The 16,844-nt window shown below is 65.0% G+C and carries 19 protein-coding genes and 1 pseudogene; 7 read left to right on the top strand and 13 right to left on the bottom strand.

Annotated features, from left to right (window positions below; genetic code table 11):
* Positions 1-11 precede the first annotated feature (11 nt).
* A complete protein-coding gene (locus BRA1253DRAFT_RS37930; RefSeq protein ID WP_007603075.1) occupies positions 12-1,022 on the top strand; it encodes an alpha/beta fold hydrolase in 1,011 nt (336 codons plus the stop codon).
* Between the two features lie 215 nt (positions 1,023-1,237).
* Entirely contained in the window at positions 1,238-1,489 is a 252-nt protein-coding gene (locus tag BRA1253DRAFT_RS37925) for a GCG_CRPN prefix-to-repeats domain-containing protein (protein WP_007603074.1), read from the top strand.
* A 148-nt stretch (positions 1,490-1,637) separates the two neighbouring features.
* On the opposite strand, the gene BRA1253DRAFT_RS37920 is transcribed toward BRA1253DRAFT_RS37925, so the two are convergent.
* Positions 1,638-1,916, bottom strand: a complete 279-nt coding sequence (locus BRA1253DRAFT_RS37920; RefSeq protein ID WP_007603073.1) for a twin-arginine translocation signal domain-containing protein — start codon at positions 1,914-1,916, stop codon at positions 1,638-1,640.
* A gap of 137 nt (positions 1,917-2,053) precedes the next feature.
* The gene (locus BRA1253DRAFT_RS37915) at positions 2,054-2,368 is read right to left on the bottom strand and encodes a hypothetical protein (RefSeq protein ID WP_007603072.1); all 315 of its coding nucleotides are present in this window, start codon (positions 2,366-2,368) and stop codon (positions 2,054-2,056) included.
* A 127-nt stretch (positions 2,369-2,495) separates the two neighbouring features.
* Between BRA1253DRAFT_RS37915 and BRA1253DRAFT_RS37910 the strand changes: the two genes are divergently transcribed.
* A complete protein-coding gene (locus tag BRA1253DRAFT_RS37910) occupies positions 2,496-3,146 on the top strand; it encodes a glutathione S-transferase family protein (protein WP_007603070.1) in 651 nt (216 codons plus the stop codon).
* A gap of 170 nt (positions 3,147-3,316) precedes the next feature.
* The gene (locus tag BRA1253DRAFT_RS44825) at positions 3,317-3,469 is read left to right on the top strand and encodes a hypothetical protein (RefSeq protein ID WP_007603069.1); all 153 of its coding nucleotides are present in this window, start codon (positions 3,317-3,319) and stop codon (positions 3,467-3,469) included.
* 10 nt (positions 3,470-3,479) lie between these two features.
* Here the strand turns inward: BRA1253DRAFT_RS44825 and BRA1253DRAFT_RS37905 are convergent, their stop codons facing one another.
* Positions 3,480-3,827, bottom strand: a complete 348-nt coding sequence (locus BRA1253DRAFT_RS37905; protein WP_007603068.1) for a hypothetical protein — start codon at positions 3,825-3,827, stop codon at positions 3,480-3,482.
* Between the two features lie 122 nt (positions 3,828-3,949).
* Entirely contained in the window at positions 3,950-5,482 is a 1,533-nt protein-coding gene (locus tag BRA1253DRAFT_RS37900; RefSeq protein WP_007603066.1) for an acyl-CoA carboxylase subunit beta, read from the bottom strand.
* Positions 5,483-5,630: 148 nt separating this feature from the next.
* Between BRA1253DRAFT_RS37900 and BRA1253DRAFT_RS37895 the strand changes: the two genes are divergently transcribed.
* The 3 genes from BRA1253DRAFT_RS37895 (at position 5,631) to BRA1253DRAFT_RS37885 (ending at position 7,844) form a co-directional block, all read left to right on the top strand.
* Positions 5,631-6,035: a DUF4260 domain-containing protein gene (locus BRA1253DRAFT_RS37895; RefSeq protein ID WP_007603064.1), complete on the top strand. Its 405-nt coding sequence runs from the start codon at positions 5,631-5,633 to the stop codon at positions 6,033-6,035.
* A gap of 140 nt (positions 6,036-6,175) precedes the next feature.
* Entirely contained in the window at positions 6,176-6,769 is a 594-nt protein-coding gene (locus BRA1253DRAFT_RS37890; protein WP_035994713.1) for a hypothetical protein, read from the top strand.
* A 79-nt stretch (positions 6,770-6,848) separates the two neighbouring features.
* Positions 6,849-7,844, top strand: a complete 996-nt coding sequence (locus BRA1253DRAFT_RS37885; RefSeq protein WP_007603061.1) for a dienelactone hydrolase family protein — start codon at positions 6,849-6,851, stop codon at positions 7,842-7,844.
* 108 nt (positions 7,845-7,952) lie between these two features.
* Here the strand turns inward: BRA1253DRAFT_RS37885 and BRA1253DRAFT_RS37880 are convergent, their stop codons facing one another.
* The 9 genes and pseudogenes from BRA1253DRAFT_RS37880 to BRA1253DRAFT_RS37840 all read right to left on the bottom strand — a co-directional run bounded on the left by BRA1253DRAFT_RS37880 (position 7,953) and on the right by BRA1253DRAFT_RS37840 (position 16,669).
* Positions 7,953-8,609, bottom strand: coding sequence for a carboxymuconolactone decarboxylase family protein (locus BRA1253DRAFT_RS37880; protein ID WP_007603060.1), 657 nt, complete (start codon positions 8,607-8,609; stop codon positions 7,953-7,955).
* A 65-nt stretch (positions 8,610-8,674) separates the two neighbouring features.
* Positions 8,675-9,492: pseudogene (locus BRA1253DRAFT_RS37875) on the bottom strand (penicillin-binding transpeptidase domain-containing protein).
* Positions 9,493-9,560: 68 nt separating this feature from the next.
* A complete protein-coding gene (locus tag BRA1253DRAFT_RS37870) occupies positions 9,561-9,821 on the bottom strand; it encodes an EscU/YscU/HrcU family type III secretion system export apparatus switch protein (protein WP_007603059.1) in 261 nt (86 codons plus the stop codon).
* Positions 9,818-11,422 carry a flagellar hook-length control protein FliK gene (locus BRA1253DRAFT_RS37865; protein ID WP_007603058.1) on the bottom strand — a complete coding sequence of 535 codons (1,605 nt, stop codon included), beginning with the start codon at positions 11,420-11,422 and terminating at the stop codon, positions 9,818-9,820. The genes BRA1253DRAFT_RS37870 and BRA1253DRAFT_RS37865 overlap by 4 nt, the downstream gene beginning before the upstream one ends.
* 54 nt (positions 11,423-11,476) lie before the next feature.
* On the bottom strand, positions 11,477-12,271 hold the full coding sequence (locus BRA1253DRAFT_RS37860) for an ATP12 family chaperone protein (RefSeq protein ID WP_007603057.1): 795 nt from the start codon (positions 12,269-12,271) through the stop codon (positions 11,477-11,479).
* 50 nt (positions 12,272-12,321) lie between these two features.
* Positions 12,322-13,539, bottom strand: a complete 1,218-nt coding sequence (locus BRA1253DRAFT_RS37855; RefSeq protein WP_007603056.1) for an RluA family pseudouridine synthase — start codon at positions 13,537-13,539, stop codon at positions 12,322-12,324.
* Complete coding sequence (locus BRA1253DRAFT_RS37850) at positions 13,536-13,853, bottom strand: HigA family addiction module antitoxin (RefSeq protein ID WP_007603055.1); 318 nt, start codon at positions 13,851-13,853, stop codon at positions 13,536-13,538. Before BRA1253DRAFT_RS37850 ends, BRA1253DRAFT_RS37855 begins: the two co-directional genes overlap by 4 nt.
* A gap of 78 nt (positions 13,854-13,931) precedes the next feature.
* Complete coding sequence (locus BRA1253DRAFT_RS37845) at positions 13,932-15,266, bottom strand: replication-associated recombination protein A (protein ID WP_007603054.1); 1,335 nt, start codon at positions 15,264-15,266, stop codon at positions 13,932-13,934.
* Positions 15,263-16,669 (bottom strand): DegQ family serine endoprotease, encoded by a 1,407-nt coding sequence (locus BRA1253DRAFT_RS37840; RefSeq protein ID WP_007603053.1) that lies wholly within the window; start codon positions 16,667-16,669, stop codon positions 15,263-15,265. The genes BRA1253DRAFT_RS37845 and BRA1253DRAFT_RS37840 overlap by 4 nt, the downstream gene beginning before the upstream one ends.
* Positions 16,670-16,844: the final 175 nt, after the last annotated feature.

Here is a 16,844-nt window from a genome sequence, read left to right as displayed (position 1 = left end):
CAGAGACCCCCATGATCCGCTTCGCTTCGGCCGCGCTCGTCGCAGTCCTCATCGCCTCTCCGCTCACCTCCGCGCACGCCGCCGACACCGCGCCGCGCGAGCCTTACGGCGTCGCGCTCGAAGGCTTTGCCTATCCCTACCCCGTACACCTGCTGCCTCTGACCAATGACGGGGAGCAGCTCAGCATGGCCTATATGGACGTGCCGCCTGCGCAGCCGAACGGCCGCACTGTCGTGCTGCTGCACGGGCGCAACTTCCCGTCGAGCTACTGGGCGCCTGTTATCAAGATGCTGAGCGAGGCCGGCTTCCGCGTCGTGGTGCCGGACCAGATCGGCTTCGGCAAATCCTCCAAGCCGACGGGCGAGCTGCATTTCGACAATCTGGCGCGCAACACCATCGCGCTGCTCGATCACCTCAAGATCGACAAGGCCGAGATCGTCGCCCATTCGCTCGGCGGCATGCTGGGCGTCCGCATCGCCCGCGCCTATCCCGACCGCGTCGCTCACCTTGTTCTGACGGCCCCGATCGGGCTGGAAGACTACCGTCTCTATGTACCGCCGACGCCGACTGACAAGATCATCGAGACCGAAGACAAGCTCACGGCCGATGGCTATCGCAAGCAGCTCCAGACTAATTATGCCATCAAGCTGCCGCCGGAGGCGATCACGCCGTTCATCGACGCCCGCTTCAACATCAAGGGCAGCCCGGACTATTCGCGCTGGCTGCGCGCCTTCGTCAGTTCCGGCCAGATGATCTATCGCGAGCCGGTGGCGCACGAGATCGCACTGATCACCGAGCCGACGCTGTTCATCATGGGTGCCGACGACCACAACGCACCGGGCCGGCCGAACGCGCCGGAGTCGCTGCGCGCGAAAATGGGAGAGAACGCCGAGCTCGCGAAGGCACTCGCCGCGAAGATGCCCAATGCGCGAGCCGAGGTGATCCCGGACACCGGCCATCTCGTCTTCCTGGAATCACCGGAGAAGTACAAGGAGCTGGTCCTGGGCTTTCTCGGCCGCTAGCGACATTGCTGTCGTCCGGAGCCGCGTGCGGGGAATGTTCATGCCGCATTCAGGTCATGATTGGCAGATTTGGCTCGCGTCGTGTCGGCATGTTGCGAACTTTAACGTGTCGAATCGTGTCTTTTGATTCATGGTGCGCCGAAAGCGCCAAGCCCTCCTAGAAGCTGCCCCAATCCTGCCCGCAAAACCTCCCCAAGGACGAGAAGGAAGATCAAATGAAATACCTGTTTGCCGCCGTGATGCTCGCCAGCGCGGTCGTTGGTTTCAGCGAGGCGGCCAGCGCCGCCGGCGGTTGCGGCCCCGGCTGGTATCGCGGCGCCTATGGCGGCTGCCGCCCGATGCGTGGTCCGGTCGTTGTCCGTCCGGGTCCGATCGTGGTTGCGCCGGCCCCTGTCGTGGTCGTGCCGCGCGCGCGCGTGTGCCCCTACGGCTTCCGCTGGTACGCCGGCCGCTGCCGCCCGTTCTGATCTCGTTTTTTTCGCATAGCGAAATGGCCGCGCGGCGAAAGCCTGCGCGGCCATTTTCTTTTTGAGCGCCTGAAGTCGCAGCGGACGACTTCGAATCAAAACGGGGACCGCGATCGCGGTCCCCGGCTCAACCTCGCTCGCGCGAAGCTTACCAATGGCGGCGGTGCCAGCGCCGGCGATGCCAGCCCCAGTGACGGCGGCGCCAACCCCAATGACGGTGACGGCCGTGCCAGTGCACCTGCTCCGGCTTCAACTGCGCGGCCTCTTCGCTGCTGGTGACTGCGGGATGAGCGTCGGGATTACCTTGCGGCATCCTGCCATCACCGAGCGGCTGCGGCGCCAGCGGCGCGGCCTGTGCGGCAGTGGTGAACGCGGCAGCTCCGGCCGCGACACCGATTGCAAATTTTAAAAAGTTCCGGCGCTCCATGACTTCTTTCCTCTTGGATGGTCGTGCCAGTGATGCAGAGGAAGTGTCGCGGCGACGACATGAACCGAAGCTGAATCGCGCGTTCAGCTTCGTTGCGCAGGTGACAGAGAGGATTCGCAGCGCCGTAGCCCGGTGCTCTATTTCCCAAACTCCTGCGCCAGCACCAGCAACTCGCGCGTGCGCGTCACGTCGGGCCAATCGCGGTTGAAATCGGCCACCAGCTGCGTCAGCGCATCGCCCTTCAACATGGCGTGCAGCGCAGCCTCGCTCTCGAACTGAAACATCGCCTGATGCAGTGACGGATCGTCGAGGCTCCAGAACCGCCAGGCCTTAGCCACACCGAACACCTTCACCGCGTCGGGCAGATGTTCCGTCTCGTACCATCTATCGAAGGCGGCGCGCCTGCCGGCTTCGGTGACGGTGGCGCGAACGACGAAGAAGGCTGACGGCATCGGGTTTCCTCCTGTTGCTTGGGTGAGACTAGCCGGTCACGTCGGCGACGACAAAAAAGGACGGCACCGGTGTCGGAACGCGCATCTCTCGCCCGTCCTATGCCTGAACAGCAGACGGAGACACCACATGCCCGACCTCACCCTCACCACCTTCGACTGGGTTCCCCCGCCCCCGCGCGGTTTCGTGCGCGACCTACGGGTGCGCTGGGCGCTCGAGGAGGCCGCATTGCCCTATCGCGTCGCGAGCGCGCCGTTCGACGGGCGCGGCGCCGAGCATCTTGCGCACCAGCCGTTCGGGCAGGTGCCATGGCTGACCGACGGCGATCTCTCGATCTTCGAGAGCGGCGCGATCCTGCTACATCTCGGCGGCCTCAGCGCGAAGCTGATGCCATCAGATCCGCGCGGCCGCAACGAGGCCACGGAATGGCTGTTCGCCGCGCTCAATTCGGTGGAGATGGCGAGCCTGCCCTGGGGGATGTCGAAGTTCATGGGACATCCGACCGATACGGCGGCGTGGAAATTCATGGACGACTTCCTCAAACTCCGCCTCAAGCACATGGAGGCGGTGCTGGCCAACCGCGAATGGCTGGCAGGCACGTTCTCCGTCGCCGACATCCTGATGGCCGACGTGCTGCGCGTCGTCGATCAGTTCGGTGGGCTCGCGGACAGTCCCGCCTGCCGCGCCTATGTTGCACGCGCCACCAGCCGCCCAGCGTTCGCAAAAGCCCACGCGGACCAGATGGCGCATTTCGCGGCGGCGGACGCGGCGCGTTCGTAGTTCGTAGGGCGGATTAGCGAAGCGTAATCCGCCACTTCCCTATCCGATGAACCTTGGTGGATTACGCTGTCGCTAATCCACCCTACGCACCGAACGTGATGCTCCGCACATAACTAACCCGACGGCGGCCGTAGGCTCGGCCATCAAATCAACCCTGCGGAAGGTGACACATGGCCCGCATCGCATATCTCAGAGACCAGCTTGCCCGCGCCGAAAGACTGGCAAAAGCGATCCTCGACCGGCAAACCGCGGAGCAGCTTCAGGCGTTCGCAGCCGAATGCCGCGAGGAGCTGCAGGTGCTGTCGCGCAGGGTTGCGGCGTAAGGCTGCTCGGTTACACGAGCTTCATCGGCGCATCCGCGACCACGCGAAGGTCGATGCGGCTGATCAGTTGAGACCGAAGCGCCTCCGCATCACCGATCGCACCCTCCGTCTGCCGCAGCGTGCTGACGTTCGAACCGAGCGAGACGATCCCGCCGAGCACCAGAGCGATCGATCCGAGCGCGGCGGTCTGACCCATCCCGAACAAGCCGAGGATCGTGATCAGCAACAGCGCAGCCCCGCCACCGATCGCGAGCTTGGATACCAGGATGTACTTCCGGCATCGCTCGGCGACCTCGGCCAAAGCCTCGATACGCGCTTCGATGTCGGAAATGGCGTCGGTCGGATCGCTGTCGGTCATTGGATTTGGATCGAGGATGCCAACTCAGAAACAGAATCAGTAGCCCGCATGAGCGAAGCGACATGCGGGACTTGGATAGAAAACCCGGATGTCGCTACGCTCATCCGGGCTACAAGTGCGCTCTACAACGGCAAATTGTCGTGCTTCTTCGCCGGCGTTTCCACCTTCTTGTCCTTCAGCATCGACAGCGCCCTTGCGATCCGTTTCCGCGTCGAGTGCGGCATGATGACGTCGTCGATGTAGCCACGTTCTGCGGCAATGAACGGAGATAGGAAGCGGTCTTCGTATTCCTTGGTGCGCGCGGCGATCTTGTCGGGGTCGCCGATGTCGGCGCGGAAGATGATCTCGACCGCGCCCTTGGCGCCCATCACCGCGATCTGGGCGGTCGGCCAGGCATAGTTCATGTCGGCGCCGATCTCCTTGGAGGCCATGACGTCGAAGGCGCCGCCATAGGCCTTGCGGGTGATGATGGTGACCAGCGGCACGGTGCACTGCGAGTACGCGAACAAGAGCTTGGCGCCGTGCTTGATCAGGCCGCCATATTCCTGCGCGGTGCCCGGCAGGAAGCCCGGCACGTCGACGAAGGTGACGATCGGGATGTTGAAGGCATCGCAGAAGCGCACGAAGCGCGCCGCCTTGCGTGAGGCGTCAGAGTCGAGCACGCCGGCGAGCACCATCGGCTGGTTGGCGACGAAGCCTACCGTCCGGCCCGCGATGCGGCCGAAGCCGGTGACGATGTTCTTGGCAAAAGCGTCCGCGATCTCGAAGAAGTCGCCCTCGTCCACGACCTTCAGGATCAGCTCCTTCATGTCGTAGGGCTTGTTCGGATTGTCGGGGATCAGCGTGTCGAGCGACATGTCGACGCGGCCGATGTCGTCGAAGCTCGGCCATTCCGGCACGCCGTCGGTGTTGTTGGACGGCAGGAAGTCGATCAGGCGCCGCATCTGCAACAGCGTCTCGACGTCGTTCTCGAAGGCGCCGTCGGCTATCGAGGAGCGCGTGGCATGGACCGAGGCGCCGCCGAGCTCTTCCGCCGTGACGACCTCGTTGGTGACGGTCTTCACCACGTCCGGGCCGGTGACGAACATGTAGCTGGTGTTCTTCACCATGAAGATGAAGTCGGTCATCGCAGGCGAATAGACGTCGCCGCCGGCGCAGGGGCCCATGATGACGGAGATCTGCGGGATCACGCCGGAGGCGAGCACGTTGCGGCGGAACACGTAGGAATAGCCGGCGAGCGCTGCGACGCCTTCCTGGATGCGGGCGCCCCCCGCATCATAGAGGCCGATGATGGGCGCACGCGCCTTCATCGCCATGTCCTGGAGTTTCGTGATCTTCAGCGCGTGCGTTTCCGAGAGCGAGCCGCCGAACACCGTAAAGTCCTTGGCGAACACAAAAGTCTTGCGGCCGTTGACGGTGCCCCAGCCGGTGACCACGCCGTCGCCGGGCACCTTGTTCTTCTCCATGCCGAACTCGGTGGAGCGGTGCTCGACGAACATATCGAATTCCTCGAACGATCCCTTGTCGAGCAAGAGCTCGATACGCTCACGCGCGGTCAGCTTGCCGCGGGCGTGCTGCGCCTCGATGCGCTTCTCACCGCCGCCGAGCTTTGCGCCGGCGCGACGGTCTTCAAGGGCGTCCAGGATATTCTTCATTTGCTCCCGCCAGTTCTTAGCCTAAATGCGATTGCCGGGGTTCTAACACGGCATTTTGCGGGCCGGGAAGCGGCTTTCGGTCCCGCAGGGCTGCCTTGCCGCAGCGGGAAAGCGCAAGGAATTATAAAGTTTTGCCTGGGAGACGAGCATGACCGAAGGAACGGCTGAGACCGGCGCGGCGACGGGCGGCGTCAACATCCTGCTGCGGCTGGAGGGCCTGACCCTGTTTGTGGGGATGGTGATGCTCTACTGGGCCTGGGACGGCTCATGGCTGGTGTTCGCACTGCTGTTCTTCGTCCCCGATCTCAGCTTCCTGGCATACCTGTCGGACGCCAAATTCGGCGCGATGGTCTACAACGCCGCCCACAGCTACATGGCGCCGGTCGCGCTGCTGACGTTAGGTTTCGGCCTCGCCTCACCGCTCACCCTGTCCATCGCCTTGATCTGGCTCGCCCATATCGGCCTCGACCGGGCGCTCGGCTATGGCCTGAAATATTCGGCCGGGTTCGGCTTCACTCATCTCGGCCGGATCGGCCGGCAGAAGAACCACTGACGCAGTTGCAAATCTGGCCCCGCCCGGTTGACCGGGCCCGGCGATTCAGGCTTGCTCCAGGCTTACGATCAGGCGCCGAATGTTGCGTGAGCTCAGTCGGTACGGCGGCGGTCATCATTTCCGGCTGCAAGCATCACCCCATGTCCGCGACGGTCGTTCCCCTGCCGCCGAACCCATCGTCCGAAACCACGGACTTCCTGCGGCGCATGGCCAGCATGGTGTCGGGGCGGAACGGCGAGATGCTGCTGCGCGCGGCCGCGCTGATCGAGTCGCTGACGCAACGGGCGATGTCGGCGGAACGCCTCTATCACCGGGAGCACGAAGAGAACACGCGCAACAGCGAGCTGCGCGAGGCCGGTGAGATGGCGTCCGACGCCATGGTCAAGCAAATCGACGGGCTGCGCAGCCAGCTTGCCGAGGTCACCTCGGCCGCGGCGGCCGAGCGCGCGGCATTCGATGCCGAGCGCGGCAAGCTTGTCGGCCTGATGCAGCACGCCGAGAGCCATATCGGCCAGCTCACAAGCGAGCTGGAAACGCTGCACGCCTCGGTCGACAGCTTCAACGAGACCGCAATCTCCGTGCCGATCGAGGTGCTGCGGCTGGCGCGCACCCAGTTCGATTTCCTCTTCGCCGGCTTTGCCCGCAAGGGCGACGTGATCTCGCAGGCGATGAGCGAGATTGGCGGTTTTGCGATCGACCAGGCGCTGACGGTGAAGAAGGTCGATCCCGCCTGAGGCGAACCGCCGGCTTGCGTCAATTTGACAGCGCGCAGGCCTGTTGTTCTACTCACTGAAAATCACGGGGGAGGATCCGATGCCGACGGCATTCCGCGTCGCCATGGCGCTCTGCATTTCAACGCTGTTCGTCGGCATTTGCGCCAACGCGCAATCGCTTCCCAGGGAAGTCGCCACCCGCGCCGAGATCTACCCGATCCCCTCGCTCACCCTCTCCGACCAGCAATTCCTGAGCGGCGACGCCGCGGCCGGCAAGCCGGTGACGGTCGCAGGCGAACTCCGCGTGGCGCAAGGCAGCGGAAAACTCCCCGTCGTGGTGCTGATGCACGGCTCGAGCGGCGTCGGCACCACCACCGAAGCCTGGGTGCACGCGTTCAACGCCATGGGCATCTCGACCTTCGTGATCGACGGCTTTACCGGCCGCGGGCTGACGGTGGTGGGGCCGAACCAGGCTCTGCTCGGCCGGCTCAACCTCGTCATCGACATCTACCGCTCGCTGGAGATCCTCGCAAAACATCCCCGCGTCGATCCTGATCGCATCGTGCTGATGGGCTTTTCACGCGGCGGACAGGCGACGCTCTATGCGAGCCTCGAGCGCTTCCACAAGCTCTGGAACAAGTCCGGCATCCAGTTCGCCGCCTACATTCCGTTCTACCCCGACTGCTCGACGACCTATCAGAACGACACGGACGTCGCCGTGCGCCCGATCCGCATCTTTCACGGCACGCCCGACGACTACAATCCCGTCAAGAGCTGCAAGGCTTTCGTTGAGCGGCTCAAGACGGCCGGCCGCGACGTGGTGCTGACCGAATACCCCGACAGCGCGCATGGTTTTGACAGTGGGCTGCTCGGCGTCAATACGGTTGCCGTGTCCACGGGCGCGCAGACGGTACGCAGCTGCCAGATCAAGGAAGGCGATGGCGGCGTGCTGATGAACGCCGATACGAAAGCGCCATTCACGTACAAGGATTCCTGCGTCGAGCTCAATCCGCATGTCGGCGGCAATCCCGCGACTGCCGCCGAGTCGCGCAAGGCCGTGGTGGAGTTTTTGCAGGCGCTGTTCAAGCTGGGTTAGGCCAGCGCGACATACTCCGTCATTGCGAACGCAGCGAAGCAATCCAGAATCTTTCCGCAGCGGCAGTCTGGATTGCTTCGTCGCTTCGCTCCTCGCAATGACGCGCTCTTACGGCTCGCCCGGCTTGAACGGCTCCTGCTTGTCCGGCGGCACGGTCTCCTCCGCCATTGCCAGCAGCATCGCGACCATCACGTAATTGCCGGCGACCGCGGTAAGGTCGACGATCTGCTGGTCATCGAACACCTTCTTCGCGCGCGCAAAGGTTTCGTCGCCGATCTTCTTCGTCGTGGTGAGCTCAGTGACGAAATCGTAGACCACGGCCTCGTCCTCGGCCATGTTCGCAGGCCGCTTATTGGCCATCAGCTCCGCGATGACGTCGGGCGACAGGCCCGCCTTCGCCGCGAGCGGCGCATGGGCGTACCATTCGACCTGCGAGCGCCATTGCCGCCCGATGATCAGGATCGCGAACTCGTTGAGTTTTGTCGGGACCGAGGTCTCCCAGCGCAGATAGTGGAACAGGTCAAACAGACGCTGGCCGAGCACCGGGCTGCGGATCATCGGATTGTAGGGCCCGCCGATGCCCACGCTCGAGACCTTCATGATCTGCTCGCCGAGCGGCTTCTGCTTGGCGTCGAGCTGGTCCATCGTGAGCTGCGGAAAGCGCGGCTCCCTGCTGGTGGCGGGAGCGGCAAACATCGTAGCGGCGAGCCAGCCGCCCGCGGCAGCAAGCGTCAGCGACGACAGCCAGAGCGGCGTTGAGTTCATGTTGTGTCCTCCCGGTTTTTTCTTGACCCGGAGGATGCTAGTCGAGCGGCGCTCGCGCGGTAGCGCTAGATCGCGCCGATCTCGGCAAGGCAGGCTTGCGTCAGCGGCATGCGCTCACCGACCAGACGCGGCTCCTTGCAGTCCATATTGAGCGCGAACACGGTGTGCGCTTCGCCCTTCTCGGCCCAGCCCACCATCCAGCCAAGCGACGGCTCGCCGCGCTCTGCACCAAGCAGCCCGGACTTGGCGCGAATGACGCTATCGCCGACCTTGGTCACCGGCAGGATGTCAGCGACGAGATCCTGGCTGCGTTTCGAGATCGGCAGCGCGCGACGGCGCAGCCGGTCGACGAAATCGACCTGCTCGACCGGATCGATGCGCAAGGCGCCGGTGAGCCAGAATTGGTCGATGCCGCCGCCGATGTCGCGATTGCCGTAGTCGAACAGATCGACGTATTTCTGCATGCGCTCTTGCCCGATCCGGCGCGCGATCTCCTGATAGACCGGCACCGCGCTCACGAGAATCGCGCTGCGCAGCGTGTGGTCCTTGTTCCAGGCCTCGATCGGACGCTTCACGCCATCCCAGGGAAATACGTCCTTGTCGGGGTCAGTGACGACGCCAGTTTCGAGCGCGATCAGCGAGTTCGGAATCTTGAAGGTCGAAGCCGGCAGCTTCGCCTCGCCCGAACGTTCCTTGTCGCTGGCGACGATCAGATAGTCCTCGACCTTGTAGCCGACGACGTCCCGGCCGTGTTGAGGTCGGTGAAGCGCTTTGCAAGGCTGTCACGGATCTCGTTGCGCGGCGGCGCGACGTGAGCGAGTGCGCGCGATGGCAGGATCGCGGCTGCGGCGAGAAGACCGAGAGTCGAACGGCGGGTGAGCAAGAGCGATGTCCGTTGAACGATAAAATGGACCCGACCATGAAGCCGTTATCGTGGTGAAACGATGACAGCTACCGCCTGCCCGACAGCCGCAGCACGAACACCAGTACTTCGGCGACGGCCTTGTAGAGGTCGGGCGGGATCTCCTCGCCGAGTTCGACCTTGGAGAGCGCGCCGGCCAGGATCTCGTTCTCCTCGATCGGGATGTCGTTGGCCTTGGCGATCTCGACGATTTTTTCGCCGATCGTGCCCTTGCCCTTGGCGACGACGACAGGCGCGTTGCTGCCCTTCTCGTAATGGAGCGCAATCGCAAGCTTCGACGGGTCGCTCATGTGGCGCGATCCAGGAAGTGGCCGGCACGGGCCGGTGTGGGCTGCGGCGGGGTGCCATCGCGGACCAGGATGTCGCCGGGCTTGAGCTCGGCCCTGGTCAGGGCCTGGTTGAGCTCGCCGATTCCGGCGCGGAGCTGCTGTGCGGTCGCCGGCCGCTCCGCCCACATCCGCACGAAGGTCTTGTCACCGTTCAGAGTAATCAAAGCGTGCACGGGGCCGGCCGGCTCGACATTGAGCGTGAAGCGCGCGCGCCAGGCGCGCTTGGCGGGATCGGCGGATTCATTGCCGCCGTCGCGCGAGATCTCGAACTGCGCCATTGCCGTGCCCTGCGGCGTTGCGAATGGAATCTCGAAATTCCACTGCGGCACGGTCGGATCGATCCTGTGACCGCCGGCGTCGGTGCGATCGGGGAGCGAAGCAACCTGCAGCAAGGTCTGGCGCGCGATCGCTGCATCGGTGTCGTCGAGCAGGCGATGCACGGTGGCAGCGAGCGGCGTATCCGGTACGAGTGACGGCGAGGCGATGGATTGCGGCGACGGCAGCGCGCCGCGAACCGGTGGTGGCGTCGCGCGCGCGGCGGCCTCGAAAATATGTCCGTCGGGCACGGCCTTGTTCGAGCCCGGCACGTTCCCCATCATGCGCGGCAGGTTTTGCGTGATCTCTTGCAGGAGACTGGCGGCAAGGCCTGCGGTCATGGTCCGCGGCATCGAGGCCTGCGGCGCACCGCCAGCGATGTCCGCCAACACAGAGGCTACGAGATTGGCGCTGCGCGGCATTTGCGGTGATTGGGCGATCTCAGGTTCGGTTGCGGTCAATGCGGCCTGTGCAGCCTGCGTCTGCGCGACAGCGACCTGCGGTGCCGCCACGGTATCAGCTGGAAGGGCGGCACCTTGCGCCTGTGGCGCCGTCTCGAGCGTTGTCAGAGTCTGCCGCAGCACCAGCAGCGCGGCTTTCAAATCCGGCATCGTTCCGGAGGACGGCGTCACGCCTGCGGCGAGCGAGGCCTCGAGGAGCAGCCCGGACTTCTGGAAGGCGGATTCGATATCGCCGCCATCGAGCCCGGTGTTGAGCGGCGTCTGCTGCGCCAGCACGCCCAGCATCGCCTGCTTCAGCCCCGCCGGAAGGTCGCTGCCGGTGACGACCGCGGCCAGATTGGCGAACAGCGGCGCCTGGCTGCCCTGCTTTGTGACCGCCTCGGCCGAAGCTGCGGTAACGGCGACCTGCTCCGATGGCGTCAGCACGTTGCGTCCCGCGCTCGCCGACGGAGCAAGCGAGGGGCTGTCAACCAGCGAGGCCGCAGCCGGCGTCAGCGTGACCTGATCGGCGGTCGCCTCGCCGGCGCCGCCCATGACGGCGAGCCGGATGGTGCCGCCGTTCTGCGACACCGCAAGCTGGAGATTTTGTCCCGGTGTCAGCGACACCTCGGACATCACATCCATCGAGAGGTTGGCGATCGCGATCCGCACCAGATTATCGGCGAGCACGCTGACCACTCTGGCGTCGACCACGCTGCCGGCCTGCAGCACAAGATCGGGCGTCGCCGCGTCAGCAACAGGGCTGGCGGCACTGACGGGAAGAATCGAGCTTATCGGCGTCGGCATCGCGAGGGGCCCTGGAGCACGGGCCACCCTAACGCCTGCGTCGTAAACCTCTCGTTAAGGACCTTTGGCCGCAGGCGGCTTCACAGCGGCCAAAACCGCCACGGCAGCCTCGAAATCCCGCAGGCGGGCTGCGCGGCGGCCCGCCGCCTCCTCGTCCACGCCCCATTTCTCGGCATTCCAGTCCTCGTCGACATAAGCCGCCGCCCAGACCTGATCGGCGTCGCGTACGCCATGGGCTAGTGCCAGCGCCAGCAGGGCCGAGCCGGTGAGCGTGGTGATCACGTGGAGCGCGGCGACCGACCAGGCATCCCCCGGCAGCGCCGCACGCGCGGCCTGGAGCGCCTCCTCCGGCTGCGTCACATGCATGACGCCTTCGGACAGGATGAAATGCGCGCCGAGCGTCTCCGCGGCCCAGAACAGCACGGGGTCCCAATGCGCGGCCTCCCGGGCGACAAGTCCCTCGGGATGGCCGGCGCGATAAAACAGCAGATCGGACTGGAGGTATTTTGCGAGGTCGTCCGTGACGAGATCGACGCGGTCGACGACGCCCTCGACCACGCTGTTGGCGATCCGCGTCAGCGGCATGGTCATGGGCTTGATCGTCTCGTTCTGATCCGCCCACTCGGCAGCCACTGCGTCGGCCAGCGCGCGCGAGGGGATCACCACCTGGCGCCCGGAGGGCGTTCGGATCGCCTTGCCATCGAGGGTGATGGCGAAGCCGTCCTCGGCCTCGGTTACCCCTGCCTCCTTGTAGAAACGCTTGCGCAACGGCACGCGCGTGGCCTGGCGGACCAACTCCTGCGGATCGAGCGGGGATCGCCCCGCAGCTTCATCGAACAATTCGCGCATCGTGTTTCGGTCCCTGCCCAGTCACCAACCCTTCAACCGCCCCCGTTCAACTACTCTTCAGGCGCGTTCTCGATCGGATCAAACCGGCTTGCGTCGAGTCCGAGCAGGTTCCACGACTGCTGCATGTGCTGCGGCAGCGGCGCGGTGGCATCGATGAAGCCGCCGCGCGGATGCGGGATGACGATGCGGCGTGCCAGCAGGTGCAGCCGGTTTTGCAGGCCGCCCGGCAGCTGCCAGTTCTCGATGTTGAAATATTTGGGATCGCCGACGATGGGGTGGCCGATATGTTCCATGTGGGCGCGCAGCTGGTGGGTGCGCCCCGTCACCGGCTTCAGCGACACCCAGGTCAGCTTGTTGCCGGCGGTCTCGACCACCGCATAGTATGTCACAGCGTGGCTTGCGCCCTCGTCGCCATGCTGGGCGATGCGCATGATGGTGTCGTCCTCGCTCTCTTCCTTGGCAAGGAATGTCGAGATGCGGCCCTGCTTCGGCTTCGGTAGCCCCGGCACCAGCGCCCAATAGGTTTTTCGCGCCGACCGCGAACGGAACGCGCCGGTCAGATGCGAGGCGGCAAAGCGCGTCTTGGCGACCAGGAGACAGCCCGACGTCTCCCTGTCGATGCGATGCACGAGGCGCGGCTTCTGGCCCTTGGAATCGCGCATCACCTCCAGCATCTGGTCGATGTGTCGCGTCATGCCCGAGCCGCCCTGCACGGCGAGACCGGCCGGTTTGTTCAGGACGAGAACGTCGTCGTCCTCATAGATCGTCATCTCCTTCAGCGCGGCAAGCGTCTTTTGCGCCGCCTCCGACTGCGGGTTGGGTGCCTTCGGCGTGTCGAGCTTCAACGGCGGAATGCGGACGCTCTGACCCTCCTCCAGGCGGTCCTTGCTGTCGACGCGCTTGCCGTCGACGCGCAGCTCGCCTTTGCGAACGACGCGCTGGATGTGGGAGAATGAGAGGCCGGGAAAGTGCGCTTCAAGGAAGCGATCGACGCGCATGTTGTTCTCGTCGGCTGTCACCTTGACGGTCTGCACCTTGGTCGGCAGCAATGCCTCGACGGGCTTTGCAGCAACCGGCGTTTCCTGCACAACAGCTTTGGGCGCGCGCCGTTCGTTGCGCTCGGCCGCAAATCGCGGCGGCTTCCCGCCTGGCTTCGCCCCAGGCCGCGGCCCCGCCGCCTTGGCGCTGCGCGCCTTGAACGGACGCGCCTCCTTGCGCTCGTCGCGCTCGCGAGGTTTCGGGTTCATTCTCTTGATGCGGCGGCTCATGCGGTTTTTCCAAGCTTTCGTGTCGACTGCACCGTCGCGCGGCGCGGCAGCGACGCAACCTGCGCCCCCACCTCTTCTTCCGCGAGGCGCAGCTCATATTGCTGCTGCAGGTCCATCCAGAACTGCGGGCTGGTGTCGAACCAGTGACCAAGACGCAACGCCGTATCGGCCGTGATTCCGCGCTGTCCATTGATGATGCCGGTGATCCGGTTCACGGGTACATCGACCTGACGCGCGAGTTCTGCGGCGGAGATGCCGAGTTGTCGCAGTTCTTCGGCAAGGTGTTCACCGGGATGTATGGGCGTGCGGGGCATGGCGATTTCTTGGCCGGACTAGCGTGAATTACGCGTTACGTAAACCGTAAATCGAACCCTGCAGCAAGCCCGAAAGGGTTAGGCCCCACCCCGCTCCTTCCGCAACTTCGCCCAATAATCCAGCCGCTTCCTGATCTCCCGCTCGAACCCGCGGTCGGGCGGGTCGTAAAAGGTCTGGCGGCCCAGCGCATCCGGGAAGTAATCCTGGCCGGAGAAGGCGTCGGGGGCGTCATGGTCGTATTCGTAAGATGCGCCGTAGCCTTCCGACTTCATCAGCTTGGTCGGCGAGTTGAGGATGTGTTTCGGCGGCAGCAGCGAGCCGGCCTGCTTTGCGACCTGCATCGCCTTGCCGAAGGCGGTGTAGACGGCATTCGATTTCGGTGCGGTGGCGAGATAGACCACCGCCTGCGCGATCGCGAGCTCGCCCTCGGGATGACCGAGGAAGTCGAAGGCATCCTTGGCGGCGTTGGCGATGACCAGCGCCTGCGGATCGGCAAGCCCTATATCCTCGACAGCCATGCGCACGACGCGGCGGGCCAGAAACAGCGGATCCTCGCCGGCATCGAGCATGCGCGCGAGATAATACAGCGCGGCATCGGGATCGGAGCCCCGCACCGACTTATGCAGCGCCGAGATCAAATTGTAATGGCCGTCGGCCGACTTGTCGTAGATCGGCGCGCGGCGCTGCAAAATCTCCTGCAACTGCGCGGCGTCGAAAATCTCGTCCTTGCGCGCGGCGCGCCAGACTTCCTCGACGAGCGTCAGCGACGCGCGGCCGTCGCCATCGGCCATGCGCACCAGCACGGCGCGCGCTTCCTCGTCGAGGGGCAGCTTGCGGCCCTCGACCTCCTCGGCATGCGCAAACAGCTTTTCGATCGCGGCCGCGTCGAGCGAGCGAAACACCAGCACGCGCGCCCGGGACAGAAGCGCCGCGTTGAGCTCGAATGACGGATTTTCGGTGGTAGCGCCGACCATCACCACTGTGCCATCTTCCATGACGGGCAGAAACGAATCCTGCTGGGCGCGGTTGAAGCGATGCACCTCGTCGACGAACAGCAGCGTGCCCTTGCCCATCTCGCGGCGTGCACGCGCCGCCTCAAAGGCCTTCTTCAAATCGGCGACGCCGGAGAACACCGCGGAGATCTGCTCGAAATGCAGATCGGTGGCGTCCGCGAGCAGCCGCGCCACCGTGGTCTTGCCGGTGCCGGGCGGGCCCCAGAACACCAGCGAGCCCAGCGTGCGCGTCTCCAGCATGCGCGTCAGCGCGCCGTCGGGACCCAGGATGTGATCCTGGCCGACGACCTCCGAGAGCGCGCGCGGCCGCAGCCGATCCGGCAGCGGATGCGGAGCCTCGTGATCGAGCCCCGCCGCGGCGAAGAGAGTTGGCGTCTCCTGTGGTCGTTTCGGACTCATCCGCCCAGCGTGACGTTGATCTGCTGGCCGCCGCGCACCAGCGTGATGCGCCAGATGCGCTGGCGCTCGGCCGCCGCCTTTTCGAGATCGCTGGTCTTGCTGATCTTTTGGTTGTTGACCGCCAGGATGACGTCGCCCTTCTGGAAGCCGACATTCGCGGCCGCGCTGTCGCCGCCGAGATCGGTGACCACGACGCCTTCGGTGTCGGCATCCAAATGCAGCTCGTCGGCGAGCGCCGGGGTGATGGTCGAGACCTTCGCGCCTTGGAGAGGCGAGCGCGCGGTAATGACGAGCTCGTTGCGGCCGGCATCGGGCGCGGCGTCCAGCGCCACCGTCAGCTTAATCGGCTTGCCGCCGCGCTGCACGTCGATCTGCGCCGTGCCGCCGAGCGGCCGTGTGGCGAAACGATAGTCGAAGGCGTTGGGATCATCCACGGTCTGGCCGTCGATCGAGACGATCAGGTCGGAGGATTTCAGCCCGGCCTTCGCCGCCGGTCCGTTCGGAACGACGCTTGCGACCAGCGCACCGGTCGGCGAACGCAGCCCGAGGCTCTCGGCGATCTCCGGCGTCACCGCCTGCAATTTCGCCCCTAACCAGGGCCGCTTCACCGCCTTGCCCCCGCCCTTGGCGGAGGCGACGACGACGCGCACCATGTTGGCGGGGATGGCGAAGCCGATGCCCTGCGAGCCGCCGGAGCGCGAATAGATCGCGGTGTTGATGCCCGCGAGCCTGCCGTTCATGTCGACCAACGCGCCGCCGGAATTGCCGGGATTGATCGCCGCGTCGGTCTGGATGAAGAACTGGTAGTCGGTGATACCGACCTGCGTGCGCGCCAAGGCCGAGATGATGCCGTGAGTCACGGTCTGGCCGACGCCGAAGGGATTGCCGATCGCCATCACGACGTCGCCGACCAGCAGCTCGTCCGAATTGGTGAATTCGAGAGCCGGAAACTTCTCCTTGGTGTCCTTCAGACGCAGCACCGCGAGATCGCTGCGAGAGTCCTTCAGCACGATCTCGGCCTCGAACTCACGCTTGTCCGACAGCGACACCTTGACCTGGTCGGCGCCTTCGATGACATGGACGTTGGTGACGACGAGCCCGGACGCATCGACGATCACGCCCGAACCGAGCGAGCGCTGCACCTGCTCCTGCTGCTGGCCAGGCACGCCGAAGAAGCGGCGGAAGATCGGGTCGTCGAGCAGCGGGTTGCGGTTCTGCACCACCTTGGCGGCATAGACGTTGACGACCGCCGGCTGCACCCGCTGCACGATCGGCGCATAGGACAGCCGCAGTTCGGCGGGCGAGGACGGCACTCGGCGGTCCTGCGCGGCGGCCGGATTGAAGTTGGCCGAAAAGGCTATGCACAGTGCCGTGACGACGGCGGTCCAGGTCGATCGAAACATTCCTACCTCTTGGAAAAGACGCCGGAATATAGGCGCGTTCGCCCCCCAATAGAAGGGCGCCCGGCGCCATATTCGCCCCCCTTTTTGGTGTGTCCGGCCTGCAAGCTGTGCGTGCGAAATGGCAATTTGCCGGGGCTGTGGATTGGCATGATGTGCGTCATCTTGCATGGTGGTG

The sequence above is a fragment of the Bradyrhizobium sp. WSM1253 genome (assembly GCF_000244935.1).
Classification (GTDB): Bacteria; Pseudomonadota; Alphaproteobacteria; order Rhizobiales; family Xanthobacteraceae; genus Bradyrhizobium; species Bradyrhizobium canariense.
Note: the sequence above shows the minus strand (reverse complement) of the source record. Positions and strands in the feature narration are given on the sequence as shown.